22 protein-coding genes and 1 tRNA gene are annotated in these 24,285 nt (G+C 74.1%); 10 read left to right on the top strand and 13 right to left on the bottom strand.

Annotated features, from left to right (window positions below; all coding sequences use genetic code 11):
* Positions 1-344: 344 nt before the first annotated feature.
* Positions 345-1,598 carry an MFS transporter gene (locus tag ACFV3R_RS31200; protein ID WP_385590188.1) on the bottom strand — a complete coding sequence of 418 codons (1,254 nt, stop codon included), beginning with the start codon at positions 1,596-1,598 and terminating at the stop codon, positions 345-347.
* 259 nt (positions 1,599-1,857) lie between these two features.
* Positions 1,858-3,135 carry an exo-beta-N-acetylmuramidase NamZ domain-containing protein gene (locus ACFV3R_RS31195; RefSeq protein ID WP_385590152.1) on the bottom strand — a complete coding sequence of 426 codons (1,278 nt, stop codon included), beginning with the start codon at positions 3,133-3,135 and terminating at the stop codon, positions 1,858-1,860.
* 158 nt (positions 3,136-3,293) lie between these two features.
* Here ACFV3R_RS31195 and ACFV3R_RS31190 point away from each other — a divergent pair, with 158 nt between their 5' ends.
* The 4 genes from ACFV3R_RS31190 to ACFV3R_RS31175 all read left to right on the top strand — a co-directional run bounded on the left by ACFV3R_RS31190 (position 3,294) and on the right by ACFV3R_RS31175 (position 7,308).
* Positions 3,294-4,070 (top strand): SDR family oxidoreductase, encoded by a 777-nt coding sequence (locus tag ACFV3R_RS31190; RefSeq protein ID WP_385590150.1) that lies wholly within the window; start codon positions 3,294-3,296, stop codon positions 4,068-4,070.
* A 166-nt stretch (positions 4,071-4,236) separates the two neighbouring features.
* The gene (locus ACFV3R_RS31185) at positions 4,237-5,898 is read left to right on the top strand and encodes an AMP-binding protein (RefSeq protein ID WP_385590148.1); all 1,662 of its coding nucleotides are present in this window, start codon (positions 4,237-4,239) and stop codon (positions 5,896-5,898) included.
* A 107-nt stretch (positions 5,899-6,005) separates the two neighbouring features.
* Positions 6,006-6,599, top strand: coding sequence for a TetR/AcrR family transcriptional regulator (locus ACFV3R_RS31180; protein WP_385590146.1), 594 nt, complete (start codon positions 6,006-6,008; stop codon positions 6,597-6,599).
* Positions 6,600-6,822: 223 nt separating this feature from the next.
* Positions 6,823-7,308, top strand: coding sequence for a DUF1877 family protein (locus tag ACFV3R_RS31175; RefSeq protein ID WP_385590144.1), 486 nt, complete (start codon positions 6,823-6,825; stop codon positions 7,306-7,308).
* A gap of 231 nt (positions 7,309-7,539) precedes the next feature.
* Here the strand turns inward: ACFV3R_RS31175 and ACFV3R_RS31170 are convergent, their stop codons facing one another.
* The 3 genes from ACFV3R_RS31170 to ACFV3R_RS31160 form a co-directional block, all read right to left on the bottom strand.
* Positions 7,540-8,283, bottom strand: coding sequence for a pentapeptide repeat-containing protein (locus ACFV3R_RS31170; protein ID WP_385590142.1), 744 nt, complete (start codon positions 8,281-8,283; stop codon positions 7,540-7,542).
* Positions 8,284-8,943: 660 nt separating this feature from the next.
* Positions 8,944-10,158, bottom strand: coding sequence for an acyl-CoA dehydrogenase family protein (locus ACFV3R_RS31165; protein ID WP_385590140.1), 1,215 nt, complete (start codon positions 10,156-10,158; stop codon positions 8,944-8,946).
* Between the two features lie 7 nt (positions 10,159-10,165).
* Positions 10,166-11,257 carry a phosphotransferase family protein gene (locus ACFV3R_RS31160; RefSeq protein ID WP_385590138.1) on the bottom strand — a complete coding sequence of 364 codons (1,092 nt, stop codon included), beginning with the start codon at positions 11,255-11,257 and terminating at the stop codon, positions 10,166-10,168.
* Positions 11,258-11,447: 190 nt separating this feature from the next.
* On the opposite strand from ACFV3R_RS31160, the gene ACFV3R_RS31155 reads away from it, so the two are divergent.
* Positions 11,448-12,269 (top strand): ArsR/SmtB family transcription factor, encoded by an 822-nt coding sequence (locus ACFV3R_RS31155; protein ID WP_385590136.1) that lies wholly within the window; start codon positions 11,448-11,450, stop codon positions 12,267-12,269.
* Between the two features lie 45 nt (positions 12,270-12,314).
* Here ACFV3R_RS31155 and ACFV3R_RS31150 read toward each other — a convergent pair whose 3' ends face one another.
* The 4 genes from ACFV3R_RS31150 to ACFV3R_RS31135 all read right to left on the bottom strand — a co-directional run bounded on the left by ACFV3R_RS31150 (position 12,315) and on the right by ACFV3R_RS31135 (position 14,825).
* Positions 12,315-12,656, bottom strand: a complete 342-nt coding sequence (locus tag ACFV3R_RS31150) for a DUF202 domain-containing protein (RefSeq protein ID WP_385590134.1) — start codon at positions 12,654-12,656, stop codon at positions 12,315-12,317.
* Positions 12,657-12,660: 4 nt separating this feature from the next.
* A complete protein-coding gene (locus ACFV3R_RS31145; protein ID WP_385590132.1) occupies positions 12,661-13,071 on the bottom strand; it encodes a YidH family protein in 411 nt (136 codons plus the stop codon).
* A 120-nt stretch (positions 13,072-13,191) separates the two neighbouring features.
* Positions 13,192-13,821 (bottom strand): NUDIX domain-containing protein, encoded by a 630-nt coding sequence (locus ACFV3R_RS31140; protein ID WP_385590130.1) that lies wholly within the window; start codon positions 13,819-13,821, stop codon positions 13,192-13,194.
* A gap of 119 nt (positions 13,822-13,940) precedes the next feature.
* A complete protein-coding gene (locus ACFV3R_RS31135; RefSeq protein WP_385590186.1) occupies positions 13,941-14,825 on the bottom strand; it encodes a DMT family transporter in 885 nt (294 codons plus the stop codon).
* 316 nt (positions 14,826-15,141) lie between these two features.
* Between ACFV3R_RS31135 and ACFV3R_RS31130 the strand changes: the two genes are divergently transcribed.
* A complete protein-coding gene (locus ACFV3R_RS31130) occupies positions 15,142-16,797 on the top strand; it encodes an FAD-binding dehydrogenase (RefSeq protein ID WP_385590128.1) in 1,656 nt (551 codons plus the stop codon).
* An 82-nt stretch (positions 16,798-16,879) separates the two neighbouring features.
* On the opposite strand, the gene ACFV3R_RS31125 is transcribed toward ACFV3R_RS31130, so the two are convergent.
* A complete protein-coding gene (locus ACFV3R_RS31125; RefSeq protein WP_385590126.1) occupies positions 16,880-17,572 on the bottom strand; it encodes an HAD family hydrolase in 693 nt (230 codons plus the stop codon).
* A 202-nt stretch (positions 17,573-17,774) separates the two neighbouring features.
* Positions 17,775-17,862 (bottom strand) — tRNA-Leu (locus ACFV3R_RS31120).
* A 228-nt stretch (positions 17,863-18,090) separates the two neighbouring features.
* On the opposite strand from ACFV3R_RS31120, the gene ACFV3R_RS31115 reads away from it, so the two are divergent.
* The 3 genes from ACFV3R_RS31115 to ACFV3R_RS31105 all read left to right on the top strand — a co-directional run bounded on the left by ACFV3R_RS31115 (position 18,091) and on the right by ACFV3R_RS31105 (position 21,017).
* Positions 18,091-19,425, top strand: a complete 1,335-nt coding sequence (locus ACFV3R_RS31115; protein WP_385590124.1) for a M20/M25/M40 family metallo-hydrolase — start codon at positions 18,091-18,093, stop codon at positions 19,423-19,425.
* Between the two features lie 312 nt (positions 19,426-19,737).
* Positions 19,738-19,971: a chaplin gene (locus ACFV3R_RS31110; RefSeq protein ID WP_385590122.1), complete on the top strand. Its 234-nt coding sequence runs from the start codon at positions 19,738-19,740 to the stop codon at positions 19,969-19,971.
* A gap of 140 nt (positions 19,972-20,111) precedes the next feature.
* Positions 20,112-21,017, top strand: a complete 906-nt coding sequence (locus ACFV3R_RS31105) for a chaplin (RefSeq protein WP_385590120.1) — start codon at positions 20,112-20,114, stop codon at positions 21,015-21,017.
* A gap of 123 nt (positions 21,018-21,140) precedes the next feature.
* Here ACFV3R_RS31105 and ACFV3R_RS31100 read toward each other — a convergent pair whose 3' ends face one another.
* Entirely contained in the window at positions 21,141-21,329 is a 189-nt protein-coding gene (locus ACFV3R_RS31100) for a DUF5703 family protein (protein ID WP_385590118.1), read from the bottom strand.
* A 47-nt stretch (positions 21,330-21,376) separates the two neighbouring features.
* On the opposite strand from ACFV3R_RS31100, the gene ACFV3R_RS31095 reads away from it, so the two are divergent.
* Positions 21,377-22,048, top strand: a complete 672-nt coding sequence (locus ACFV3R_RS31095; RefSeq protein WP_385590116.1) for a hypothetical protein — start codon at positions 21,377-21,379, stop codon at positions 22,046-22,048.
* Between the two features lie 72 nt (positions 22,049-22,120).
* On the opposite strand, the gene ACFV3R_RS31090 is transcribed toward ACFV3R_RS31095, so the two are convergent.
* Positions 22,121-24,106 (bottom strand): helix-hairpin-helix domain-containing protein, encoded by a 1,986-nt coding sequence (locus tag ACFV3R_RS31090; protein WP_385590114.1) that lies wholly within the window; start codon positions 24,104-24,106, stop codon positions 22,121-22,123.
* Positions 24,107-24,285: the final 179 nt, after the last annotated feature.

Here is a 24,285-nt window from a genome sequence, read left to right as displayed (position 1 = left end):
GGGACGTCGATGGGACGTGACGGGAGGCGTCACGGCTCCCTCGAATTCGCGTGCGAATCTCCCGGGTTGCGACGTCCGGGCGCGGACGGTGGTGGTCGAGGGTGGTGGGCGGACGGGACGGTCGGCCACCCGGACAGCGCCGGTCACCACCGGTGCTGTCCGGGTGTTGCCGGAGCGTGTGCCCGCCCTGCCCCGACTCACTCCGTCCACTCGCCCCCTTCCCCCTCAAGGGGGTCCGGCCGGCGGGAGACCGGTTCGGCCCCGGCCGCCTGCCTGCCTGCCGGGCGGTCGGGCGGGGAGCCTGCCGGACCGCACCACCGGGCACCGCCGCGGCCCGGCACCGCTCAGCCCAGGGCGCGTTCGCGGGTCTCGGGCAGGCCCGCCACGCAGGCCAGCGAGACCAGCGCCATGGCCGTCACGAACCAGCCCACCGAGGCCGAGCCGAAGGACGACTGGAGCCGGGTGGCGATCAGCGGGGAGACCGCCCCGCCCAGCACGCCGCCGAGGTTGTACGCCAGCGAGGCGCCGGAGTAGCGCACCTTGGTGCCGAAGAGCTCGGGCAGGAACGCGCCCATGGGCCCGTACACCACGCCCATGCAGAACAGCGCGCCGCCCAGCGCCAGCGCGATCAGCACCGGGGCGCGGGTGTCCAGCAGCGGGAAGAGGACCAGGCCCCAGACCGCCGCGAGCCCCGCCCCGGTGAGCACCAGCCGGCGCCGGCCCGCCCCGTCGGAGCGGGTCGCGGCCAGCCAGGTGCCGCCGGCCAGGAAGAGGCAGGCCACCATGGACAGCGCCAGCATCGTGCTGCGCCCCACGCCCAGCGGCCCGGTCGCGTACGACAGGCAGTAGGTCGTGGCCGTGTAGAAGAGGCAGTACGCGACGATCATGCCGCCGGTGCCCAGCAGGAGTTCGCGCGGGTGCCGGCGCAGCACGTCCAGCGTCGGCACCCGGCTGGCCTCCTGAGCCTTCATGACCCGGGCGAAGACGGGCGTCTCGCTGATCCGCAGCCGGACGAACAGGCCCACCCCCACCAGCAGGAAGGACAGCAGGAACGGCACCCGCCAGCCCCAGGAGCGGAAGGCGGCGTCGTCCAGCCCCTCCGACAGCGCCCAGAAGACCCCCGTGGCGGCGAAGAAGCCCACCGAGGGGCCGAGTTGGGGGAAGGCGGCGTACAGGCCGCGCCGTTTCCTCGGCGCGTGTTCCACCGCCAGCAGCGCGGCGCCGCCCCACTCTCCGCCCAGACCGATGCCCTGGAGGAACCGCAGCGCCACCAGCAGCACCGGGGCCCACAGACCGAGCGTCGCGTAACCGGGCAGCAGGCCGACGAGCGCCGTGGACAGCCCCATCAGCAGCAGCGAGACCACCAGGACCGACTTGCGTCCGACCCGGTCGCCGAAGTGGCCGAAGATCACCGAGCCCAGGGGGCGTGCGACGAAGGCGACCGCGTAGGTCGACAGCGAGGCGAGCGTGGCGTTGACCGGGTCCAGGGTCGGGAAGAAGGCCTGGTTCAACACCAGAGCGGCGGCGGTGCCGTAGACGTAGAAGTCGTAGAACTCGATGGCGGTGCCGATGAACGAGGCGACGGCCACCCGGCGCAGGCTCTCCTGGCTCTCCCCGCCGGTGGCGGGGTCGGTCTCCGCGGGGCCCGGGACGGCTTCCGGTCTGCCGTCGGGCGGCTGGGACTCGGTTGCGGCGGGCGGGGTCTGAGGGCTGGTGTCGTTCTCCACCACCGCACTCTCACCGGCCGCCTCCGAAGGAGTCAATAGACGAGATGGCCCCTCCCGGCCAGTGAGACGCCGTCACCGGGCGGGGTGTGCCGGGCCGGCGGCGACCGCGTACCGCCGCCGGCCCGCGCGCTCAGCGGTAGTGCAGGTAACGCGCCCGCACCGCACGGAACCGGGCCAGGTCCTCCTGCCAGGAGCGGACCACCTCGTTCGTCCCGGCACCCGCGTTGATCATGGTGCGGACGGCCGGGTCGCCGGTGAGCTTGTCGAGCCAGTCGTCCTCCCGCCAGGCGAAGCCGCTCCACACCTCCTTCGCCGTGACCAGCAGCGCCACGCCGGTGCGCACCGCGTCGAAGGCCTCCCGGTCGTGGACGTGGAGCTGCACCCCGCCGATGGTCTTCCCCTCGAACTTGGAGAAGGTCGGTGCGAAGTACGCCTCCCGGAACCACACCCCCGGCAGGTCCTCCTCCCGCAGGCGCGCGGCCCAGGCGGCGTCCAGGCCGTCGGCGCCCAGCAGTTCGAAGGGGCGGGCCGTGCCGCGCCCCTCGGACAGGTTGGTCGCCTCGAACATGCAGCTGCCCGGGTAGACCAGAGCGGTGTCGGGGGTGGGCATGTTGGGGCTGGGCGGGACCCACGGCAGCCCGGTGGCGTCGAAGAAGTCCTCCCGCCGCCAGCCGGACATCCACACGGTCGACAGCTCCACCTGTTTCCCGGCGGCGCGGGTGAGGAACTCGCCGTTGAAGAGCCGGGCCAGCTCGCCCACCGTCATGCCGTGGGACTGCGAGATCGGCTGCCGGCCGACGAAGGAGGACAGCTCGGGGCGGAGCACCGGGCCGGTCGCCTCGCGCCCGGTGATCGGGTTCGGCCGGTCGAGCACCACGAAGCGCTTGCCGGCGGTGGCCGCGGCCACCATGCAGTCGTAGAGCGTCCAGATGTAGGTGTAGAAGCGCGCCCCGACGTCCTGGATGTCGAAGACGACGGTGTCCACGCCGGAGCGGACGAAGACGTCGACCAGGTCCTGGCCGCTCTTGTTGTAGGTGTCGTAGACGGGCAGGCCGGTCGCCGGGTCCTTGCCGTCGCCCTCCGCCCCGCCGGCCTGCGCGGTGCCGCGGAAGCCGTGCTCCGGTCCGAACACCGCCGTCAGGTGCACCCGCTCGTCCGCGTGCATGACGTCCACGATGTGGCGCACGTCGGCTGTGACGCCGGTGGGGTTGGTGACGACGCCGACCCGCTGCCCCGCCAGCAGCCGGTACCCGCCGGCGGCCAGCAGGTCGAAGCCGGTGCGCACGCCCTTCCCCCCGGGCCGCCGGCCTCCGCCGGCCCCCTGGGCGTGGGCGGCGGGAGCGGCCCCGACGCCGACGCCCGCGGTGAGGGCGGCGGCGCTCAGCAGGTTCCGTCTGGACAGGGCCATCTCTACCTCCGGTGATCGTCGCGTGTCGTGCGCACGCTAACGCGCGGTGGACCGGGAGGGAACGTCTCGCGGCCCCGCGTCGGCCGGACTCTTCCGCCGGAACATACCGACTGGTTAGTCTGCCCATCGGAAGAGGCACACAGGCGAGAGGTGACGGCGTGAACCAGGTGCGGGAGAAGACGGTCGTCGTGACGGGGGCGGGTGGCGGGATCGGTGCGGCACTGGCCCACCGGTTCGCCGCCGAGGGCGCCCGCGTGGTGGTCAACGACCTCGACGCGGACAAGGCGGAGCGCACCGCCGCCGCGATCGGCGCGAAGGCCGTCCCCGGGGACGCCGCCGCCGACGCGGAGGCACTGGTGGCGGCGGCCCGCGAAGCGCTCGGCGGCCGCATCGACGTCTACTGCGCCAACGCCGGCGTGGCCCCGGCAGGCGGCCCCGAGGCCGCCGAGGAGGACTGGTCCCTGGCGTGGGAGGTCAACGTCATGGCCCACGTGCGGGCCGCCCGGGCGCTGCTGCCCCAGTGGCTGGCCGGTGACGGCGGCCGGTTCGTGGCGACCGTCTCGGCGGCCGGCCTGCTGACCATGGTCGGCTCCGCCCCGTACAGCGTCTCCAAGCACGCCGCCCACGCCTTCGCGGAGTGGCTCTCGGCCACCTACCGCCACCGCGGCGTCCACGTCCACGCCATCTGCCCGCAGGGCGTGCGCACCGACATGCTCGCCGGTTCCGGAACCACCGGAGACCTCGTGCTCACCCCCGGTGCCATCGCCCCCGAGGCGGTGGCCGACGCCCTCTTCGACGCCATCGCCGAGGACCGCTTCCTGGTCCTGCCGCACCCGGAGGTCGCCGGGTACTACGCGGCCCGCGCCGCCGACCCCGACCGCTGGCTCGGCGGCATGAACCGCCTCCAGCGCAAGGTGGAGGCCGCCGGCGGCTGACCCGAGCCCCGGGCCGCCGCCCGCCGTCCGCGGCGCAGGCGCAGCGGCCCGCACCGGGCACGGACGCCGGGGACAGGCGCCCGCGCCCCGGCCGGCGGCCCGCCCCGCCCCGCCCCGCCGGCCCAGGAACCACCCCAGCGACGAAGTGAGAGAAGGGCCGCACCGCATGACCTCCTACCAGGACAAGCCGTGGCTGAAGCAGTTGACCGAGGCCCAGCGGGCCCCCGTCCACCCGCCCGCCAGCGTGCTGCACGCCTTCCGGGAGGGCGCCCGGAGCCACCCCGACACGGTCGCCCTGGCCTACTTCGACGCCCGGCTCACCTACGCGGAGACCGACACGCTCTCCGACGGCGTCGCCGCCCACCTCGCCGCGAGCGGTCTGCGCCCCGGCGACCGCGCGGTGCTGATGCTCCAGAACACCCCCCACTTCGTCCTGGCGCTGCTGGGTCTGTGGAAGGCCGGCGCGGTGGTCGTACCGGTCAACCCGATGTACAAGTCCGCCGAGATCACCCACGTCCTGACCGACGCCGAGGTCACCGCCGTGGTCTGCGCCGACCGCACCTGGAACGCCTTCCTGCGCGAGGCCGCGGCGGCCGTGCCGACCGTCACCGTCGCCCTCACCGCGGACGAGACGGGCCTGCAGAGCCGGAACGACGCCCGGCTCTTCCGCGACACCGCACCCGTGACCTGCGAGGGCGCCACCGACCTGCTGACGGCGGCCCGCTCCGGCGCCCCCGCCCCCGAGGTCCCGGAGCTGACCGGCGAGGACATCGCGCTCATCAGCTACACCTCGGGCACCTCCGGCACCCCCAAGGGCGCCACCAACACCCACGGCAACATCGCCTACAACGCCGAGCGGCAGCGCACCGGCCTGCCGCTGCCCGCGAACCCCACCTACTTCGTGCTGGCCCCGCTCTTCCACATCACCGGCATGGTCTGCGAACTCGCCTCCTGCCTCTTCAGCGGCGGCACCCTCGCCCTGGCCTACCGTTTCGAGGCGGGCGTGGTCCTCGACGCCTTCCTGGAGCACCGGCCGGCCTTCACCGTCGGCCCGTCCACCGCCTTCATGGCGCTCATGGCCCACCCGGACGTCACCCCCGACCACTTCTCCTCCTTCGTCCACATCTCCTCCGGCGGCGCCCCGCTGCCGCCGGCGCTGGCCGGGAAGTTCAAGGAGGCGTTCGGCCTCAACCTCAACAACGGCTACGGGCTCACCGAGTGCACCGCGCCCTGCGCCAGCGTCCCGCCCGGCCGCACGGCGCCCGTGGACAAGGTCTCCGGCACCCTCGCCGTCGGCGTGCCCGGCCCGGACTGCGTGGTCCGCATCATCGACGACCACGGTGCCGACGTGCCCTTCGGCGAGCAGGGCGAGATAGCGGTGCGCGGCCCGCAGGTCGTCCCCGGCTACTGGCGGCGCCCCGACGCCACCGCGGAGGCCATCCCGGACGGGGAACTGCGCACCGGCGACATCGGCTTCATGGACACCGACGGCTGGCTGTACGTCGTCGACCGCAAGAAGGACATGATCAACGCCTCCGGGTTCAAGGTCTGGCCGCGCGAGGTCGAGGACGTGCTCTACACCCACCCCGCGGTGCGTGAGGCGGCCGTCGTCGGCGTCCCCGACACCTACCGGGGCGAGACCGTCAAGGCCTTCGTCAGCCTGCGGCCGGGCGCCACCGCGGAGCCGGCGGAGATCACGGCCTACTGCAAGGAGCGGCTGGCCGCCTACAAGTACCCGCGGCTGGTCGAGGTGCTGCCCGAACTGCCCAAGACCACCAGCGGCAAGATCCTCCGCCGCGAGCTGCGCGGCGGCGGGACCCGGAGCTGACGGCCGGCCGGGGCCGGGACAGCGGGGTGGGCGGGGGCCGGGCACCCCGCCGACCCGGTCGTCCCGGATACGATCGGGCGGCAGGCACCACGAACGGGATGAGGACGATGGCCGGGACGACGGAGGGCGCCACCAGACCGGTGGTGCAACGACTGCTGGCCACCGCCACCCGGCTCTTCGCCGAACAGGGCTACGACCGGACCTCCGTCCAGGAGATCGTCGACGCGGCCGGCGTCACCAAGGGCGCCCTGTACCACTACTTCGGTTCCAAGGACGACCTCCTGCACGAGGTCTACGGCCGGGTCCTGCGCCTGCAGCAGGACCGGCTGGACCACTTCGTCGGCCAGGACGCCCCCGTCGAGCAGCGGCTGCGGGACGCGGCGGCGGACGTCGTCGTCACCACCATCGAGAACCTGGACGACACCAAGATCTTCTTCCGCTCGATGCACCACCTCGCCCCCGAGAAGCAGAAGCAGGTCCGCGCCGAACGCCGCCGCTACCACCAGGGCTTCCGCGCCCTGATCGAGGAGGGCCAGCGAAGCGGAGTCTTCCGCGACGACACGCCCGCCGACCTCGTCGTCGACTACCACTTCGGGTCCGTCCACCACCTGGGCAACTGGTACCGCGCCGACGGCGCCCTCACCCCCCAGCAGGTCGCCGACCACCTCGCCGACCTGCTGATGCGGGCCCTGCGGCCCTGACCCGCCGGCGCCTGCGGGAGCCGGTGGCCGGGGCGATGCCCACCGCTTTGCCGCCCCGGCCGTGCGCCCGGCCCGCCGAGCCGCCCGGCCGCCTCGCCGGACACCTTCCGGCCCGGTACGCAGCCGGTGCGCCCTGCGCTGTCAGAGCCGCGTGGAACACTCGCCGCGTTGTTGTCCGAAGCGGCAGGGCGCACCGGCGCCGCAGCAGGGGGAGTGGGCATCCATGAGCGTGAGCGTCTCGTTCATCAGCGCGTCGGCACAGGAGCTGGAGCGGGCCGAGAAAGAGCCGGACTGGGCCCGGGAGTTCGTCGCGGAACTCTACGGCAGCGACGACTACCCGGCGCCGGACCGCCCCGACGGCGGCCCCGGGAAGGCGTTCAACGGCCTCCAGTACCTGCTCGACGAGGTGCAGGCACCCTTCGAGTTCCTCATGGGCGGTGATCCGGTCGGGGACGACGGCACCCTGTTCGTGTGGTCCGCGAGGCAGGTCGAGTCGGTGGCACGGCTGTTCCGGGCGACCCCGTGGCCGGCGCTGGCGGCCCACTACGACCCGGAGCGCATGTCCGCGCAGGACGTGTACCCCGCCATGTGGCGGTCCGACCCCGAAGGCAGCCTGGCCTGGCTCAAGGAGGCCTACGAGGACCTGGTCGCCTTCTTCGCCGCGGCGGCCGGGCGCGGGTACGGGGCGTTGATGAACTTCAGCTTCTGAGGGCTGCCCCGTAGTCCCGGTGGAACAGCGAGCGGCGTCCGGTGCATGCACCGCCAGGCGGGGAGCCGCCCGCACGCTGGGCGTGTTCCAGGGGTTCGGCAGCGCGGCGAGGCGCCGTGCCGGGCGTCGGGAGCCCCCGGGGCAGCCCCCGGGGGCCGAGGCCGGGCGAGTTCGCACGGGCCGGCACCCGCCGGGCCTGGAGGCGATGGCGCCGGCACCGTCTGCCGGTCGTCACTTCGACGGGGCACCCTCTGCGGCTTTCAGGTTCGCGCCTTCCAGGTCCGCGCCCTGAAGGACGGCGTGTTCGAGAGTCGCGTCCTTGACATTCACGTTCTTCAGATTTGCGTGCGACAGATCTGCGTGGGTGAGGTCCGCCAGTTCCAGGTCGGCCAGTTCCAGGTCCGCGTCACTCAGGTTCACATGGCGCAGGTTCGAAGCGCTCAGGTTGGCGCCCGCTTTCGCGCCGTGCAGGTCCGCGCCGTGAAAGTCCACGCCGTTCGACTGCGAGGCATCCAGGTCTGCTCCGCTGAGGTCGGCGCCACTGAGGTCTGCGCCGTTCAGATCAGTCTCGACCAGGTTCGCACCGTGCAGGTCCGCGCCGCGCAGGTTCGCACCGCTCAACTCCGCACCTCTGAGGTCTATGGGCGTGTCCGTCGCGAGGGGAGTGACGAGGATGGCCAAGGCTGCCGCCACGTCGGCGGCGGGACGGGCCGGTGGCCCGGGGGCGTTCTTGGGCAGGACGGCATGACTGCGGACGTAAGCGGAGATCACCTGCACGACGGTGGGGGCGTCACGCGGGGAGTCCTTGGCGATGCGCTCCAAGGCGTACAAGCCACCCAACCGGACCTCCTCGGACTTGTCCCCGAGGTTGGTCACCGCCGCGTTGTAACGGTCGGTCACCTGCCCGTCCCGGGTCAGGTTCTGCTCCTCCCCGGCCTGGTGGATCGTTACGGCCGTGAAGCCGAGCGCTGCCACCGTACTCGCACTGACCAGCAGGGATACCGCGCGCTCCAGCCGGCCCCACCGGGACCGGGACTCCGCGGGAGCCGGGGCAGCACTGGTACCCGCCCTCTCCGTCCCGGCCCGTGCAGCCTGCCGCGCGGGCGGCTCGGCATCCGCCGGAACGCCGTCCACCGGCGTGGCAGGCGGGTGTGCACCGGCAGCGGTACGCCGATCGGGACGACGGGCAGCGATCCGCCGTAACCGCGTGCTCCGCGCTACGCGACCCACATTGGACATGACGGTATTTCACCACCCCAAGGCCCTTCTACGGGGCCGGACCTCCTCACAAGTGCACTGACAGCCGGTGCAGCAGACCGGGGGAGCCGTCGCTGTCCCGGGTGACACACGGGTGTCAGGCACGTGGAGCACGTGCCCTGTCCGAGGACGTGCCCACAGGTGGCCGTGGGGTTGTCGGGCATGTTCGGCCATGCCTTGCGGGCCGGGGCTCAGCGTGCCCCGCTCCCGGTGCCCCCACCGGTCGCCAGGGGGCAGGTGCGCGAGGGGGGTAGGCACCGCCGGGCCCGGGTGCGCCGGACGCGGGAGGTGTTCCCGGCCGGCGTGCCCGGGCCCGGCCTCCACCCGCGGTCTCGCGGCCGGCGACGCGGAGGAGGAGGCGTGCGGGCGGACGGGCCCTCAGCGGTAGCGCTTGAGTTCCCGCCGGGCCAGGGAGCGCTGGTGCACCTCGTCGGGGCCGTCGGCCAGTCGCAGGGTGCGCGCCCCGGCCCACAGCTCCGCCAGCGGGAAGTCCTGGCTGACGCCGCCGGCGCCGTGGAGCTGCACCGCGCGGTCGATGATGTCCACGACCGTGCGCGGCGTCGCGATCTTGATGGCCTGGATCTCGGTGTGCGCGCCGCGGTTGCCGACGGTGTCCATCAGCCACGCGGTCTTCAGCACCAGCAGACGCAGCTGCTCCACGGCCACCCGGGCGTCGGCGATCCACTCCCGCACCACGCCCTGGTCGGCCAGCGGCTTGCCGAACGCCTCCCGCGCCACGGCCCGGCGGCACATCAGCTCGATGGCGCGCTCGGCCATGCCGATCAGCCGCATGCAGTGGTGGATGCGGCCCGGACCGAGCCGCGCCTGGGCGATCGCGAAGCCGCCGCCCTCCTCGCCCACCAGGTTGGCCGCCGGCACCCGGACGTCGTGGAAGACCACCTCGGCGTGGCCACCGTGGTAGTGGTCCTGGTAACCGTAGACCTGCATCGCCCTGCGGACCTCGACGCCCGGGGTGTCCCTGGGCACCAGGACCATCGACTGCTGGCGGCGGACGTCCGCACCCTGCGGGTCGGTCTTGCCCATGACGATGAAGATCCGGCACAGCGGGTTCATTGCGCCCGAGATGTACCACTTGCGGCCGTTGATGACGTAGTCGTCGCCGTCCCGCTCGATCCGCGTCTCGATGTTGGTCGCGTCGGAGGAGGCGACCTCCGGCTCGGTCATGGCGAACGCCGAGCGGATCTCGCCCGCGAGCAGCGGCTCCAGCCACTGCTTGCGCTGCCCCTCGTCGGCGAACTCCGAGAGCAGCTCCATGTTTCCGGTGTCGGGCGCCGCGCAGTTCAGGGCGGTCGGAGCGAGTTGCGGGCTGCGGCCGGTGATCTCCGCCAGCGGCGCGTACTGGAGGTTGGTCAGGCCCGCCCCGTAGCGCGGGTCGGGCAGGAAGAGGTTCCACAGACCGCGGCGGCGCGCCTCGGCCTTCAGTTCCTCGACGACGGCCGGGGTGTCCCAGGGCGAGTCGAGCGCGGCACGCTGCTCGGCCGCGACCGCCTCGGCCGGGTACACGTGGGAGTCCATGAAGTCCAGGAGCTCGGAGCGGAGTTCCTCGGTCCGGGTGTCGTAGGAGAAGTCCATCGCTGCCTCATGCCCCTCGGTGCTCGTCGGTCGTGGAAGTGCTGGGACGGGCGGTCGGCGCGCCCGCCGCCAGGGTGTCGCGGCCGCCCGCGACGAACACCGGCACCAACTCGCCGATGCGGTCGAAGCCGGCGCCCACCGTCTGCCCGAGCGTGAAGCGGTAGTGGATGCCCTCCAGGATCACCGCCAGCTTGAAGTAGGCGAACGCCGTGTACCAGGCGACCTCGGACACGTCACGGCCCGAGGCCGCCGCGTAGCGCTCCACCAGTTCGGCGGGGGAGGGGTGGCCGGCGGCGTTGCGGACGGTGGCGACGGGGGCGTCGGGCCCCGCGTCCAGGCTGCTGTACATCACCAGCAGGCCCAGGTCGGAGAGCGGGTCGCCGAGGGTGGACATCTCCCAGTCCAGGACCGCGTTGATCCGGTCGTCCGCGCCGACGAGCACGTTGTCCAGCCGGAAGTCGCCGTGGACCACGGTGGGCGCCGGCGAGACGGGCAGCGTACGCGCGAGCTGCTCCTGCAACTCGTCCATGCCGGGCAGCTCACGGCTGCGGGAGGCCGCCAGCTGCTTGGCGTAGCGCCGCACCTGCCGCTCCAGGAAGCCGTCCGGACGCCCGAAGTCGCCCAGGCCCACCGCCTCCGGGTCCACGGCGTGCAACTCCACCAAGGTGTCGACCAGCGAGAACAGCAGGTCGCGAGTGCGCTGCGGGCCCAGCGGCGCCAACTGCGCGGCGGTCCGGTACGGCGTCCCGGAGACGTGTTCCATGAGATAGAACGGCGCCCCCAGCACCGCCTCGTCCTCGCAGAGGAAGACCGCGCGGGGTACCGGGACGGCCGTCGGCCCGAGCGCGCTGATGACGCGGAACTCCCGCCGCATGTCGTGCGCCGTGGCCAGCACGTGGCCCAGCGGCGGGCGTCGCAGCACCCAGCGGCCCGTGCCGTCGCTCAGGCGGTAGGTGAGGTTGGACCGGCCGCCCTCGATCAGCTCCGCCTCCAGCGGGCCGTGCACCAGTCCCCGGTGCTCGCGGTCGAGGTACGCCTGCAGACGCCCGAGGTCGAGACCCGGCGGGTCCGGCCGGGGCGTGGGGTCCGGCGACGACATGGCCATACTGGTCTCGCTTCCCGTGGGGCGGCTGCCGACCCCCTGATCATGCCGACTAGTCGGTATGGAGTCCAGAGGGGGCCCGGCCCGTTCTGCCGGGCGGCCCGCCCGGCACCCCGCCGGTGGGCCGGGACGGCGGCGCGGGCACACTTCGTCCCCGGACGAACCGTGCCGGCGCGACACTGGGGGCATGGCCCCGAGCACCCCGCCCCCACCCGGTGCCGACGCGCCGCCACCCCTCGGCGACGTCGACATCGCCACCGTCGCCGCCCTCTTCGGGGAGCGCACCCGTGCCAGGGTGCTGACGGCGCTCGCCGGCGGCCGGGCGCTGCCCGCCAGCGTCCTGGCGGCCGAGACCGGCGTCTCCGCGCCGACCATGAGCGCCCACCTCGCCCGTCTGCTGGACGGCTCCCTGGTCACCGTCGAGCGCAACGGCCGCCACCGCTACTACCGGCTCGCGACACCCGCGGTGGGGGAGGCCGTGGAGGCGCTGGCCCGGCTCGCTCCCCAGCAGCCCGTCCGCTCGCTGCGGCAGGGCACCCGGGCGCGGGCCCTGCGCCGGGCCCGGACCTGCTACGACCACCTGGCCGGCGAACTGGGCGTCGGCCTCACCACCGTCCTGCTCGACCGCGGTGCCCTGTGCCGCGAGGACGGTGCCACCACCACCGACCGCCGCGAGGACGACCGGCTCTCCACCCGGATGGCCACCCACCCCTACCGCCTCGGGCCGCACGCGCCGCAGGTCCTCGCGGAACTCGGCGTCGACCTGGCGGCCGAGACGGCCTCGGCGAGCCGCCGCCCCCTGCTGCGCTTCTGCGTCGACTGGAGCGAACAGCGCCACCACCTCGCCGGGCGCCTGGGTGCCGCGGTGGCCACGGCCCTGCTGGACGGCGGCTGGGCGGTACGGGTCCCCGGCACCCGGGCCCTGCGCCTGACCGGGGACGGTGAGCGGGGACTGACCGCCTTCGGCCTGGCGGGACCGCGGGCCGCCCGCACCACCGCCACAGGTTGAGCCGGCGGCCCGGACCGCCCGTCGGAGGAACCCCGGACCGGCCCTTCAGAGGAAGACGATGACGGTGCCCAGCGCCGCCAGCGCCAGCACGCACCCCGCCGCGGTCAGCGCCACCCCGTGCGACATGATCGCCGGCCGCGGAGAGCAGGAGACGGCCCGCAGCCGCAGGTGCGCCGCCACGGTGAAGCCCACCCAGGCCAGCGCCACCAGCGCCACGGCGAGCACCGTGCCCGGCGAGAGGCCGTCGTGCAGCACCTGGCGACCGGCCAGGACCGCGGCGACGGCGGCGGACAGCGTGGTCCGCCGCCACGCGAGCCGGGTCCTCTCCGGTTGCAGCCCGGGGTCCCTGACCGGCGCCCCGCCGCCCGCACTGGATGGCTGAGTCATCGCGCTACCGGGTGACCCCGGCCAGCACCAGCACCACCAGCGCCACCGCGAACCCGCCCACCACCAGGGCGAGGACGGTGGGGAACCGCGAGACCGGCAGGTCCTCGCCCCTGCGCATCGCCCGCTCCGAACGCACCCAGTGGTTGACCGCCCGCACCGCGCACAGCGCCCCGCCGACCAGCAGCACGACCGTGAAGGCGGTCCGCATCGCGGGGTGCAGGGACGGCACGAACTGGTCCACGGCGAAACCGCCACCCACCAGTGCCAGCGCGGTCCGCAGCCAGGCGAGGAAGGTGCGCTCGTTGGCGAGCGAGAACCGGTAGTCGGGTGTCTTCCCCTCGGCACGCACCCGCTCGGGAGCGAACCACAACCGCACGTTCGCGCCGGTCGCGCGTGCTTTACCGGAGGAGACCATGGCCGAAACCCTACCTGCGGCGCCCGGAGCAGCCGGGCCCGGGAGCGCGGCAGGCCCCGGAGCCGGACCGGCCGGCGCCGCGACGGCCCGGGCCTGCCCACGCCGGCCGGCGGCCGCGGGTCAGGCCGGCGCGCCCCGCGACTCCACCAGGCGCTGCCAGGCCGCCAGGCCGTCCGGTACCCACGGCCACTGCTCCAGCCGCGCCGCCAGCTCCTCGCGGGTGAGGAAGGCGTGCCAGGCCACCTCCTCCGGCTGCGGGTTCACCCGGAGCTCGCAGCGCACCCGGTACACCGCGGACCACCAGGTGTGCTCGGGGGTGTCGTAGAGGAACTTGAAGAGGAACTCCGGCTGCGGCAGGCCGGCCACGCCCAGCTCCTCCTCGGCCTCCCGCAGCGCCGCCTCGTCGTACCCCTCGCCGGCACCGACCACCCCGCCGACGAACATGTCGTAGTGGGAGGGGAAGACCAGCTTGCGGTCGGTGCGGCGGTGGACGAAGACACGGCCCTCGCCGTCCTGCACCAGGACGAAGGTGCAGCGGGTCCGCAGCCTTCGGGCGTACGCCTCGCCGCGCGCCGACCGGCCCACCACCCGGTCCTCCTCGTCGACCACGTCCAGGACCTCGCCGGCGTCCAGCACCTCGCCGGTGCCGGGCCCCGCCGAGGCCGCGGCCGGCCCGGGGCAGGCGGCGGGGGAGGGAGGCGGCCCGGCGGGGGCGGCGGACGGGGGAACCTCGGAGGAGTCGTCGCGCATCAGTCCGTCAGCCTTTCTCCGCAGCCTGGCACTCCACTGCCGCGCAGCCTACGGACCGGACCACGGCGGCGGCAGCGGCACCCGCCGCCGACCGGGTCGCGGGAGGCGCGGGGAGCGGCTCAGTGCGGCTCCAGCTCGTGCACCGGCACCGCCTCGCCGCCCCGGGGCATCGCCGGGTGGTGGCTGATCACCACGATGCCGACGATGATCGCGACCAGCCCGACGGCCTGCCAGGCCAGCGCCCCCACGGTGACCCGCAACTGGTCCCCCAGGAAGCCCACCCCGCACAGGATGCCCGCCAGCGGCTGCGAGGCCGTCAGCGCCGGCAGGGACATCCGCAGCGGCGCCGCCTCGAACGCGCTCTGCACGATGACCAGCGAGGTGACCCCCAGCCCCACCAGGGCGTACGGCTCCCAACTGGTGAAGAGGTCGCCCAGGCCCCCGTCGTCGACCCGGTTGCCGCAGATCCGCGTGAGCCCGTCCTGGAGCCCGTACAGCAGCCCACCGGACACCCCCAGCATGCCCGCCTCCACCGCCATGCCGAAGCGGCGCGAGAGGCCGGCCAGCAGCAGTGCGGCACCCAGCACGCTGCCCATGATCAACCAGTGCCGCAGCGGCCCGGCCAGACTGTTCCCGCCCTTCGGCTGGCCCGCCACGATGAACGCCGTCACCCCGCCGGCCAGCAGCAGCAGCCCCAGCCAGCCGCTCCACCCCAGCGGCGCCTTCGTGATGCGGCGGGAGAGCGCCATGGCGAACAGCAGGTTGGTGGCGATGAGCGGCTCGACCAGGGTGATCTCACCCACGCCGAGCGCCCAGGCGTTCAGCACCATGCCGACGATCATCGCGCCGATGCCGGCGAGCCAGATCGGCATGTGCGCCAGGTCCCAGAGCAGTCGCAGCGACAGGAAGTCCTGCACCGGGGCGTTCTGCGCCGCCCGTTGCTGGAGTACGAACCCGAACCCCAGGCAGCAGGCGGCACTCAGGGCCAGCAGCCACACCAACACGTCGCGCACCTCAAGTCCAGCGGGGGCGAGAGGGATCGTCTGAGCATAACCACCACCCGCCGTTCAGGCCGTCACCAGCGGGCGCCCCGGGAATTCGGGTCGTACCCGAGGTTGACGCAGAGTTCCCGGCCCGTTGAGGATCAAACCCCGTAGCGCCCCGGCCCCGGCCCCGCGCCGCGCCCCGGGTCCGAGCGGGACGGCGGCCCACGAGCTCGCGGGACGCCGGGCGGGCCGGCAGGCCGAACGCACAGGTACCACCCGAACGAGCGGCCGGGCGCCGCAGAACCGGGTCCACGGCGAGGTGGGAGAAGAGCAGATGGCGTACGACGCCGATGTCATCGTGATCGGGTCCGGGCTCGCCGGGCTCGCCGCGACCGCGGAACTGGCCGAGGCCGGCCGCACCGTCATCCTCCTCGACCAGGAGCCGGAGCAGTCGATGGGCGGCCAGGCGCACTGGTCCTTCGGCGGCCTCTTCCTGGTCGACTCACCCGAGCAGCGCCGGCTGCGCATCCGCGACAGCCGCGAACTGGCCTGGCAGGACTGGCTGGGCACCGCCGGCTTCGACCGCCCCGAGGACCACTGGCCCCGCCGCTGGGCCGAGGCCTACGTGGACTTCGCCGCGGGCGAGAAGCGCTCCTGGCTCCGTGCCCAGGGGCTGCGGCTGTTCCCCGTCGTGGGCTGGGCCGAACGGGGCGGCTACGACGCCACCGGCCACGGCAACTCGGTACCGCGCTTCCACGTCACCTGGGGCACCGGCCCCGGAGTCGTCGAACCCTTCGCGCGCCGGGTCCGCCAGGGCGTCGCCCGGGGCCGCGTCGACCTGCGGTTCCGCCACCGCGTCACCAAACTGGCCCGCACCGCCGGGGTCCTGGACACCGTCAGCGGCGAGGTCCTGGTGCCCTCCGCCGCACCCCGCGGCACCCCCAGCAGCCGTGAGGTGGCCGGCGCCTTCGAACTGCGGGCGCAGGCGGTGATCGTCACCTCCGGGGGCATCGGCGGCAACCAGGACCTGGTGCGCGCCAACTGGCCCGAGCGGCTGGGCACGCCGCCGAAGCACATGGTCACCGGCGTCCCGGCCCACGTGGACGGCCACATGCTGGGCGTCGCCGAGTCCGCCGGCGCGCACCTGATCAACCGCGACCGCATGTGGCACTACACCGAGGGCCTGCACAACTGGGACCCCATCTGGCCCGGACACGGCATCCGCATCCTCTCCGGTCCCTCCCCGCTCTGGCTGGACGCCCGCGGCAAGCGCCTGCCCGTGCCGCTCTTCCCCGGCTTCGACACCCTCGGCACGCTGGAGCACATCACCCGCAGCGGACACGACCACACGTGGTTCGTCCTCACCCGCAAGATCATCGAGAAGGAGTTCACCCTCTCCGGCTCCGAGCAGAACCCCGACCTGACCGGCCGCAGCATCCGCGACGTCCTGAGCCGCGCCCGCGGCGGTGCCCCGGGCCCGGTGCAGGCGTTCATGGACCACGGCGAGGACTTCGTCGTCGAACGCTCCCTGGGCGACCTGGTGCGCCGGATGAACAAGCTGGTCGGCGAACCGCTCATCGACGAGACCGAGCTGCGCCGCGAACTGGTGGCCAGGGACCGCGAGGTGCACCACACCTTCACCAAGGACCTCCAGGTCACCGCCATGCGCGGTGCCCGGCGCTACCTCGGCGACCGGCTGATCCGCACCGCGGCGCCGCACCGGCTGCTGGACCCCGGGGCCGGGCCCCTCATCGCGGTACGGCTGAGCATCCTGACCCGCAAGACCCTGGGCGGCCTGGAGACCGACCTCTCCTCGCGCGTCCTGACCGAGGGCGGCGAGCCGCTGCCCGGGCTCTACGCGGCGGGCGAGGCGGCCGGATTCGGCGGCGGCGGCGTGCACGGCTACCGCTCCCTGGAGGGCACCTTCCTGGGCGGCTGCATCTTCTCCGGACGCACCGCGGGCCGCGCCGCCGCCAGGGCCGTCGCATGACGCGCCCACGGCCGGCCTGATCCGCGGCCGGCTGCCGCGGCGCCCCGGCGGGAGGGCGGCAGCCGGCCCGGGGCCCCGCACCTCAGAAGTGGTCCAGCAGCTCCCCGAACCGGTTCAGCCGCAGCACCCCGGGGTCGGCCGGGTCCAGCGCGGCCTCCTCCCACGCCCAGGTCCGCTGGTGCGGGATGAACACCGCGTTCCAGCCCGCGGCCCGGGCCGGGACGATGTCCGAGCGCGGCGAGTTGCCCACCATCCACGTCCGTCCTGCCGGGAACCCGTGCGTGCGCCCCAGTTCCCGGTAGACCGCCACGTCCTTCTCCGGCACGATCCGCACGTCCCGGAAGTGCCGTTCCAGACCGGAGGCCGCCACCTTGGCGCGCTGTTCCACCAGGTCGCCCTTGGTCAGCATCAGCAGTGTGTGGCGCCCCGCCAGCTCCGCCAGCGTCCCCGCCACCTCCGGGAGCAGCTCCGCGCCGCACCGCTCGAAAGCCGCGGCCCACTCGGCCACCCTCGCCAGCTCCGGGCCGGTGGCGGGCCGGCCGCGCAGCCGTTCCAGAGTGTCGCCCAGGCTGCGCAGGAAGGGCCGCATCCCGTAGCCGTGGACCGGGATGTTGGCGGCCTCCACCTCGTCCAGCACGGCCCGCACCCCGTCGCGGGCGAGCTCGGGAGTGGAGACCCAGTCCAGGAACTCCTCGACGACCCGCTCGAAGACGATGTTGTTCTCCCACAAGGTGTCGTCCGCGTCGAACACCAGCACCTGCCGCTCGCCCGCCACCCGGCCCCTCCTCACTCGGCGCCCCGCACCGTCGGGCACCCGCACCGGCGGCGGGCCCGCCGCAGCGTAGGGCGGAGCGCTCCGGTCGCGCACCCGCATTCGGCTCGGGGGCGGGGAGCGCGGGACGTGACCGGGGAGGCCGGAACCGCCGCATCGGCCCCAAACGCAGAAAAACCCCAGTGGAACTGGGGTTTTCACCTGCTGGTGTCCGAGGGGGGACTTGAACCCCCACGCCCGATAAAGGGCACTAGCACCTCAAGCTAGCGCGTCTGCCATTCCGCCACCCGGACGGGGTGTGTGCCGGGGCGGCCCCTGGGCCGTCGCGACGTGGAAAACCATAGCAAACATCGGGAGGGTCCCGCGCACCCCGCCGGATCGGCCGGGCCCCCCGCCCGCGACCGGCCTCCGGTGCCGGCCGGACACCTTTGGGTGGCCGGCCGGCGGAGAGGGAGGATGGTGGGGTCAAGCGCCGTGGCCCCCCCCCCGCGGTCCGGCGCCGTCGAGCACGAGGAGGCAGTGTGAGTGAGGCGAAGCGTGCCCCGGGTCCGGGTGCCGAGAGCGAGGTGGTCGACCTCTGCCGCGACCTGATCCGCATCGACACGAGCAACTACGGCGACCACTCGGGGCCCGGCGAGCGGGTGGCGGCCGAGTACGTCGCCGAGAAGCTCGCGGAGGTCGGGCTGGAGCCGCAGATCTTCGAGTCGCACAAGGGGCGGGCCTCCACGGTGGCACGCATAGAGGGCGAGGACCCGTCCAGGCCCGCGCTGCTCATCCACGGCCACACCGACGTGGTGCCGGCCAACGCCGCGGACTGGACCTACGACCCCTTCTCCGGCGAGATCGCCGACGGCTGCGTCTGGGGCCGGGGCGCGGTGGACATGAAGGACATGGACGCCATGACGCTCGCGGTCGTCCGCGACCGCATGCGCAGCGGCCGCAAGCCCCCGCGGGACATCGTGCTGGCCTTCCTGGCCGACGAGGAGGCCGGCGGCACCTACGGCGCCCGCCACCTGGTGGACAACCACCCCGAACTCTTCGAGGGCGTCACCGAGGCCATCGGCGAGGTCGGCGGCTTCTCCTTCACCGTCAACGACGACCTGCGGCTCTACCTCGTCGAGACGGCGGAGAAGGGCATGCACTGGATGAAGCTCACCGTGGACGGCACCGCCGGTCACGGCTCGATGACCAACAACGACAACGCGGTCACCGAACTCGCCGAGGCCGTCGGCCGGTTGGGCCGCTACCAGTGGCCGGTGCGGGTGACCGACACCGTGCGGGCCTTCCTCGACGAGCTCTCCCGGGCCTTCGGCAGGCGCCTGGACCCGGAGAACCCCAAGGACATGGAGGAGGCGCTGGCCCGGCTCGGCGGCGTCTCCAAGCTGATCGGGGCGACCCTGCGCAACAGCGCGGCCCCCACCCAACTGGACGCCGGCTACAAGGTGAACGTCATCCCGGGCCAGGCCACCGCCCGCGTCGACGGCCGCTTCCTGCCCGGTACCGAGGAGGAGTTCCTCGCCACGCTCGACAAGATCCTGGGGCCGCGGGTGAAGCGTGAGGACATCCACGCCGACATCGCGGTGGAGACCACGTTCGACGGGCCGCTGGTGGACGCCATGCAGACGGCACTGCGCGCCGAGGACCCCGCCGCGCAGACCGTGCCGTACATGCTCTCCGGCGGCACCGACGCCAAGTCCTTCGAGCGCCTGGGCATCCGGTGCTTCGGCTTCGCGCCGCTGAAGCTGCCCCCGGAGCTGGACTTCGCGGGAATGTTCCACGGGGTGGACGAGCGGGTGCCGGTGGAGGGCCTGAAGTTCGGCGCGCGGGTCCTGGACAGGTTCATCGACCAGGTGTGAGCCGGCGGTCCGCCGCGGGGACGCAGCGGCTCCGCCCGGGGGCCGTCCGCCGTCCCCCCCGGCCCGTGCCGCGCCCGGGGCCCGCGTACGGCCCGCGGGCCGGACCGCGACGTCCCGGTGCACCGGTCGGGGACGGATCGGCGACCGCCCGTCGTGCGGACACGGCGGGGAGCGGGTCAACGGTTGCGCAGCCGTGCGTACTTAACTGAAAAGAGTGAAAGACACCATCCCGTTCGTAGCTTGAATCACCCACCCTCGTTGAGTCGTGTGCGGTCCCCACTGGGGCCGCACCGCGAACGAGGAGGGAACCTCATGATCAAGAAGATCGTCGCTTCCGTGGCCGTCGCCGGTGGAATCGTGCTGGCCGGTGCCGGCCTGGCCACCGCCGACTCCGGTGCGCAGGGCGCGGCCCTGAACTCCCCCGGGGTCGTCTCGGGCAACACCATCCAGGTGCCCGTCCACGTGCCGGTGAACGTCTGCGGCAACTCGATCTCCGTGATCGGTCTGCTCAACCCGGTCTTCGGCAACGCCTGCGTCAACCGCTGACGACAACCTCTCCCACAGGGCGCGGGAATGACGCCCCGGAGCGCGCACCACGCGCTCCGGGGCGTTGCCCGAGGGAGCACGGCGGAGCGGCGCAGGCCGTACCCGCCATCCGGAAGAGCAATGGCAGGGGAGACATAGCTATGCGACAGGTTGCGAGAAAGAGCCTGCTCACAGTGGCGGCCGCGGGAGGGATGCTGGTCGCGGGGGGCGGATACGCCCACGCGGACTCCGGAGCCCTCGGCGGAACCACGCACTCGCCGGGCGTCCTGTCCGGCAACACCGTCCAGGCCCCGGTCCACGTGCCGGTGAACCTGTGCGGCAACACCGTGAACGTGGTGGGGCTGCTGAACCCCGCGACGGGCAACCGCTGCGCCACGGCGGCGAGCGGCTCGCGCGGCTCGACGGGCGGTGCGCAGGCCCACGGGGGATCCCGGCACTCGCCGGGCGTGGGCTCGGGCAACACCGTGCAGATCCCGGTCGACGTACCGGTGAACGTATGCGGCAACAGCGTCTCCGTGGTGGGACTCGGCAACGCCGTCACGGGCAACAAGTGCACCGACGAGCAGAACCCGGGCAAGCCCGGACATCCAGGCCATCCGGGCAAGCCTGGACACCCGGGGCACCCCGGTAAGCCCGGACACCCCGGCCATCCGGGCAAGCCTGGACACCCAGGCCACCCCGGTAAGCCCGGGCACCCGGGTCACCCCGGACACCCGGGCAAGCCTGGGCACCCGGGTCACCCCGGCAAGCCGGGCGAGCCCGGCACCCCCGGGAAGCCGGGCCAGCCCGGGAAGCCGGGTACGCCTGGTAACCCCGGCACCCCGGGCAAGCCCGGTGTCCCGTCGACCCCGAGTTCTCCCGCCCCGGGCCACGTGGTGACCCCCGCGACGCACCAGGTGCTGGGGACCTCGCAGGTGAACCAGGGTTCCGGGCAGCTCGCCCACACCGGTACCGAGGGCACCGTGGGGGCGCTGGCTCCCGCCGCGGCCGCCCTGCTTCTCGGTGGCACGGTGCTCTACCGGCGGGGCCGGGCCGCGCGTCGCTGACCCGCCCGGTGGCCGGGGCGGGATGCCCCGGCCACCGCGGCACCGCGGCGGGCTCCCGTTCGGGGCCCGCCGCACGCGCTCACGGGCACCGGACGAGGCCGGCCCCGCGGTACGGGTCGGCCCTCACCAGGTGGCGCGCACCTGGCGGATGATCCGGCGCCGCAACCGCACGCGTCGACTGCCGTCCGGGAAGAGCCGAAGGCGGTCCAACTCCCAGTGGCCGTACTCCGCGTGTTCGGTCAGGAGGCGCGTGGCGTTCTTCCGGGAGACACCCCGCGGCACGTACACATCACGAAATTCGTATTCCGGCATCGCATCTATTGTGCGGGACTACCCCGGGTACGGATAGCGTCTGCACTATGTCTGATGCTGCGCAGCCTTCCGCTGCCGAGGTACGTGCGGCCGCCGAGGCGGTCAAATCTGCGCTGGACCGTCACCTCGCCGCCATCGAAGGCCGCTCCGGAAGCGACGATCCGGCGGTCTACGCCGCCTTCGACGAACTCGCCGCGGCGGCCGAGGCCTACGACGAACTGCTGTACGACACCTACGACGAGGTCACTCCCTTCGAGATCCCCGGCAGCGACAACCTGCCCGCCTACGCCGGTCCGGCGGAGCCGAGCGCGTTGAGCGTGCTGATCAGACGGGACTACACGGTCGCCGACCCACAGCGGCTGCTGTCGCAGGCCGAGCGGGCCGCCGAACTGGGTACCGCGCCCTTCGACGGAGCGCGCGAGGCCGCCGGCGGGGGCGGGGGTGTCCATGCGGCTCTGGGGGCGCTCTTCGGCGAGTACGAGCCGGACGAGATCGCTTCCCGGCACCAGGAGTTCGGCCTTGAGGAGGGCGACTCCACGCTCTGGGTGTGCGCCGTGGACGAGCCGGCCGAACCGGGGGAGTGGCTCTCGGCGCCGTTCGACCAGGCCGACCCGCAGCAGGTCGTCTGCCGCTTCGACGTCAGCTCCCTCTTCGACGAGGAACTCGACTCCGACGACCGCGACGACGAACCGCTGGGAGCCCTCCGCCGGGAGAGGTGACCGGCTGACCGGCCGCACGGCTGTCCCGGAGGCGAACGCCGCCCGGGGCAGCCGTGCGCTGCTTCCCGCGCCCTACCGGGGCCGGTGCACCTCCGCACCGGCCGCCGCGGTCTGGAGGTGCAGCAGCGTGCGCAACCGGGTGGTGCGTTCCCCGGGCGTCACCTCGGCGACCACCTTGGCGAGCTGCGCCGCGTCCCCGCCCTGGACGACGGACAGATGGCGCTCACCCCGGCCGAAGGCCGTGTAGACCCAGTCGCGGGACAGCCCCGCCGCAGCGTCTCCCGGCACCACGACGACCACCGCCGGCCACCGGCAACCCGCCGCCTGGTGCGCGGTGAGCGCCCAGCCGTGCCGCAGCGCGCCGGAGGCCACCTCCGGCTGCGAGACCACCACCGGGGACGCCCCGCAGTCCAGGTGCAGGCCGGCCGCGTCGGCGCCGCGCACCAGTCCGGTCACGGTGTGCCCCACCGCCGGGGCGTAGGCCACCACGTCACCCGGGTCGAAGCCGCCGAACCGGCCAGGGCCCGGGTTGAGGCGTTCCTTGAGGGCCGCGTTGAGGGCCCGCGTACCGACCGGGCCGCCGTGACCCGCGGTGATCACCCGCGTCTCCTCGCTGGGAATGCCCAGGGCCCGCGGGACGGAGTCCGCCACCAGCTGCACGGCCCGGTGCACGGCCTCGCCCGGGTCCCGCACCGGGACCACGACGACCTCCCGGCCCGGCGCCGCCACCTCGTTCAGTTCCCCGACCGAGACGCCCGAGACGAGCTCCCCGATCGGCCCGGGGTCGGGCGTGCGGGAGGCGACCACCGGGCAGCAGCGTGCCGCGGCGACGTCCCCGAAGAGCCGCCCCGCCCCCGCCGGGCCCAGCTCGTGCGGGTCGCCGCTGAGCACCAGCCGCGCTCCGTCCGGCAGCGACTCCACCAGCTGTGCCGCCGCCTCCAGATCGAGCCGCGCGGCGTCCACCACCACCAGGACGTCCACCGGAAGGGTGCCCTCTGCGTCGGGTTCCGGGCCCTCCGCGTGCGCCAGCAGGCCCGGGACGGTGACGACGTCCCCTTCCGCCGGAGCCGGGGCGCTGCCGCCGGCGGCCTCGGCCAGCGCCCGGGCGGCGGCGTCGACCTGCTCGGCCAGACGCCGGCGCCCGTCGGCGGTGTGGGCGGCGCCCACCGCTCGCAGTCCCAGGGCGCGGGCCGCCGCGAGCACCGCCGCGGGTTCCGCCCGTGCCGCCTCGCCACCGGTGTGGACGACCAGCCCGCTGCCCGCCACGGCACGGACCAGCTCGCCCGCCGAGCGGGCCGTGAGGGCGGGGGAGCGCTCCAGGACGGCTGCGGTCTCCTGCCAGGCGGCGAGAGCGGGGGCGACCGGTGCGGGCTCCGCGACGTCCTCGGCGTCCGCCCCGCCCCGCGCTGCTCCGGCGGCCGTCCCTCCCGGCGGGTACTCCCGCTCCTCCGCCCCGCTCGGGGCCTCTGCCGCCGCGGTGTCCTCGTCCGCGCCTGCGCCGTCACCCGGAGCCGGGGCGCCGGTCGATGGTGCCTGCTCGCCCGGAGGCGGCGAGAAGGTGGTGAGCAGGCGCGCCAGACCGTCGGCGGCACCCTCCTCGGCCATGGCGTGGCGTTCCAGACCCAGCAGGACGCGGACCGGCGTCTCCGCCTCGGCGTCCTGCGGCGCTGCCGCACCGGGAGCGGTGACCGCGTCCTGGAAGACCAGGACGACGCCTTCCGCGATGGCGGTCTGGAGCGCGGCGTCCGGGTCGGGGACCTGGCGCCGGCCCAGTGCCTCGCGCACCGCGTCCGCCTCCAGGGCCGTATGACCGGTTGCCGCGGCCTGCTCCAGCAGCCACACCACCAGCGCAGCCGCCCGCCGTTCGTCCTCGGGGCGGCAGTCGGGGCCCAGCAGCGCCCGGGCGAAGCCGTCGGCCTGCTCCGGCCGCACGCCGCGCACCGAGAGGAGCAGCCACGGATCGTCCCGCAGGGGCGCCGCCGCACCCTCGCCGAGGGCCTCGAGGACCGGGCCCACGAGCGACGCCGGGGCGCCGCCCGCCGCCAGCACCTGTGCCACGTCGTCCGGGGCCCCGGCCTGCGGCTCCCGGCCGGCCGTGGGCCGCGCCCCCGCCGCGGCGCCTCGCGCCGCTGCCTGCGCGCCGGGGCCGGGCCCCGCCGCGGGACGTGCCGGCTCCCGCGGCGCGGCGCCAGGGGGCGGCGGGGGGCGGACCCAGTCAAATAAAAAAATCAACGGGG

Source organism: Streptomyces sp. NPDC059740, from assembly GCF_042733155.1.
GTDB lineage: Bacteria > Actinomycetota > Actinomycetes > Streptomycetales > Streptomycetaceae > Streptomyces.
The sequence above is the reverse complement of the archived record's forward strand: the minus strand, read 5'-3'. Positions and strand labels throughout refer to the sequence as shown.

What these genes read in the sequence shown, in the direction of transcription:
- ACFV3R_RS31195 (WP_385590152.1), bottom strand. Translation starts at nt 3,135, where the DNA reads ATGGCCCTGTCCAGACGGAACCTGCTGAGCGCCGCCGCCCTCACCGCG.
- ACFV3R_RS31160 (WP_385590138.1), bottom strand. Translation starts at nt 11,257, where the DNA reads ATGTCGTCGCCGGACCCCACGCCCCGGCCGGACCCGCCGGGTCTCGAC.
- ACFV3R_RS31130 (WP_385590128.1), top strand. Translation starts at nt 15,142, where the DNA reads ATGGCGTACGACGCCGATGTCATCGTGATCGGGTCCGGGCTCGCCGGG.
- ACFV3R_RS31140 (WP_385590130.1), bottom strand. Translation starts at nt 13,821, where the DNA reads ATGCGCGACGACTCCTCCGAGGTTCCCCCGTCCGCCGCCCCCGCCGGG.
- ACFV3R_RS31145 (WP_385590132.1), bottom strand. Translation starts at nt 13,071, where the DNA reads ATGGTCTCCTCCGGTAAAGCACGCGCGACCGGCGCGAACGTGCGGTTG.
- ACFV3R_RS31105 (WP_385590120.1), top strand. Translation starts at nt 20,112, where the DNA reads ATGCGACAGGTTGCGAGAAAGAGCCTGCTCACAGTGGCGGCCGCGGGA.
- ACFV3R_RS31175 (WP_385590144.1), top strand. Translation starts at nt 6,823, where the DNA reads ATGAGCGTGAGCGTCTCGTTCATCAGCGCGTCGGCACAGGAGCTGGAG.
- ACFV3R_RS31150 (WP_385590134.1), bottom strand. Translation starts at nt 12,656, where the DNA reads ATGACTCAGCCATCCAGTGCGGGCGGCGGGGCGCCGGTCAGGGACCCC.
- ACFV3R_RS31165 (WP_385590140.1), bottom strand. Translation starts at nt 10,158, where the DNA reads ATGGACTTCTCCTACGACACCCGGACCGAGGAACTCCGCTCCGAGCTC.
- ACFV3R_RS31180 (WP_385590146.1), top strand. Translation starts at nt 6,006, where the DNA reads ATGGCCGGGACGACGGAGGGCGCCACCAGACCGGTGGTGCAACGACTG.
- ACFV3R_RS31100 (WP_385590118.1), bottom strand. Translation starts at nt 21,329, where the DNA reads ATGCCGGAATACGAATTTCGTGATGTGTACGTGCCGCGGGGTGTCTCC.
- ACFV3R_RS31110 (WP_385590122.1), top strand. Translation starts at nt 19,738, where the DNA reads ATGATCAAGAAGATCGTCGCTTCCGTGGCCGTCGCCGGTGGAATCGTG.
- ACFV3R_RS31095 (WP_385590116.1), top strand. Translation starts at nt 21,377, where the DNA reads ATGTCTGATGCTGCGCAGCCTTCCGCTGCCGAGGTACGTGCGGCCGCC.
- ACFV3R_RS31155 (WP_385590136.1), top strand. Translation starts at nt 11,448, where the DNA reads ATGGCCCCGAGCACCCCGCCCCCACCCGGTGCCGACGCGCCGCCACCC.
- ACFV3R_RS31185 (WP_385590148.1), top strand. Translation starts at nt 4,237, where the DNA reads ATGACCTCCTACCAGGACAAGCCGTGGCTGAAGCAGTTGACCGAGGCC.